Origin of the sequence: Oscillibacter sp. UBA6647, from assembly GCA_002455655.1 — a bacterium.
In the GTDB taxonomy this organism is placed as follows: Bacteria; Bacillota; Clostridia; order Oscillospirales; family Oscillospiraceae; genus Oscillibacter.
Map to the genome: position 1 here is coordinate 18,300 of DKLF01000034.1, position 2,220 is coordinate 20,519.

Below are 2,220 nucleotides of genomic sequence, written 5' to 3' on the forward strand. Positions count from 1 at the left end.
GTGAAGGTGGCAAACCGCCCGGGTGTTGACTACCGGGCGTTTCTCAAACGGTTTGCCGTCCCCCGGGAGGTGCAGGGCGTGGACGCGGACGGCTTTGATTACGGCTTTTATGCCTATGGATTACGACTTTACGGCAATCTCCCTCTGGTGGAGCCGCCGGAGACGCGGGAGGAAAAGCGCATCGAGGATTTCGTCATCGCCATCGATACCTCCATGTCCACCTCGGGAGAGCTGGTGCGGCAATTTCTCTCCGCCACCTATTCGATTCTCAAGAGTACGGAAACCTTTTCCACTCGGGTGAACATCCGGGTGATCCAGTGCGACGACCGGGTGCGAGATGATACGGCCCTCCATGATTTAAAGGATCTAAAAGCCTATATGGAGGATTTTCACCTCATCGGCGGCAGCGCCACGGACTTTCGCCCGGTGTTTTCTTATGTGGAAGAGCTGCGCACCGCCGGGGAACTGGCGGGCCTGCGGGGCCTGATTTACTTTACCGACGGGATGGGGCGATATCCCGAAAAGCGCCCGCCCTATGAAGCTGCGCTTGTGATGCCGGAGGAACCGGCGCTGGCCGTGAATGTGCCGCCATGGGCCATCCGGCTGACGCTGACGGAGCAGGAGCTGGAAACCGCCGCGTATCAGGCGGGAGAACCGGCGCATACGGAGAAACCCGGCGAAGCGGACGGACGGGACGAGGATGACCTTCTGGAATTGCCGGAGCTGTAAGGAGACAAACGGATGAATATCAAACAGGCAAAAGAAGAGCTTACAAATACCCTGCGGGCGTACCTTGCCAAGGACGAACTGGGGAACTATCTGATTCCCGCCAACCGCCAGCGGCCCGTGCTGCTGATGGGCCCTCCGGGCATTGGTAAGACTCAGATTATGGAACAAATTGCGGCGGAGACGGGGGTGGGACTTGTGTCCTACACCATTACCCACCATACCCGGCAGAGCGCCGTGGGTCTGCCGTTTATTGAAAAACGGACTTACGGCGGGCGGGAGTTCTCTGTCACGGAGTACACCATGAGCGAAATTCTTGCTTCGGTCTACGACCTGATGGAGCAAACCGGCCTGCGGGAGGGGATTTTGTTTCTGGACGAAATCAACTGCGTCAGCGAGACGCTGGCCCCCATGATGCTTCAATTTTTGCAGAACAAGACCTTCGGCAACCAGAAGCTGCCGGAGGGCTGGCTGATTGCGGCGGCGGGAAATCCCCCAGAGTATAACCGCTCCGTCCGGGATTTCGACGTGGTGACGCTGGACCGGGTGAAGCGCATGGACATTGCCGAGGATTTCGCCGTTTGGAAGGAGTACGCCCGCCGCAAGGGGCTTCACGGGGCGGTGGTGTCGTATCTGGACAGTAAGCGTGAGCATTTTTACCGCATCGAAACCACGGTGGACGGTGTGCAGTTTGCCACGGCCCGGGGCTGGGAGGACTTGAGCGAACTGCTCTATGCCTATGAGACGCTGGGCCTGCGGGCCGGGGCCGAAGTGGTGGGGCAGTATATCCAGCTCCCCCGCATCGCCCGGGATTTTGCCGGGTATCTGGAGCTTTACGCCAAGTATCAGCGCACCTGGCGGATGGATGAGATTTTGGAGGGAAAGTGGGCCGCCGTATCCGTTTCCGAGCTGCGCTCCGCTCCCTTTGACGAAAAGCTGTCGGTGCTGGGGTTGCTGCTGGGCCGTCTTGGCGGCGAGGCGAACCGCGTCCGCATGCAGGACGCGCTGACGGAGCTGCTCCATGCCGACCTCATCGAATTCAAGGCCCGTCTCGCGGCGGATATCGGGGCGGCGGAGGCCCTGCTGGCGCTGGAGGATGCTCGCCGGGAGGCTATGCGCCGTGCCGCCGCCGCGGGGCAGACGGATAGGGAACGCCGCGGCTTGGAGCAGCGGGAACTGGATGCCTTAGTCCGCTATCGGCAGAATCTGGCGGACGAAGCCGTGAGCGACGAACTGGCCATGGACGCAGTACGGGAATGGTTTGGGGCGGAAGTGAAGGCCCGGGCCGCCGCTGCAGAAGATACAGGCCGCCGCTTTGACAATGTGTTCCGCTTTTTGGAGGAAGCCTTCGGCGACGCGCAGGAGCTGGTGGTTTTCGTGACGGAGATCACCGCCGGGTACGACACCTCCTGGTTTGTGGAGCATTTTGGCTGTGAGGCATACTATCGTCACAATAAGGAGCTGCTGCTTGACGACCGCCGCGCCCGGCTTCGC

The 2,220-nt window shown here is 60.8% G+C and carries 2 protein-coding genes; both read left to right on the forward strand.

Going from position 1 to position 2,220, the window contains the following annotated elements; genetic code table 11:
* The coding region (locus tag B2W96_RS03020) for a VWA-like domain-containing protein (RefSeq protein ID WP_293008420.1) at positions 1-729 on the forward strand (729 nt) is incomplete at its 5' end.
* A 12-nt stretch (positions 730-741) separates the two neighbouring features.
* Positions 742-2,220 (forward strand): ATP-binding protein (locus B2W96_RS03025; protein ID WP_293008422.1); only part of this gene is annotated, 1,479 nt, incomplete at its 3' end.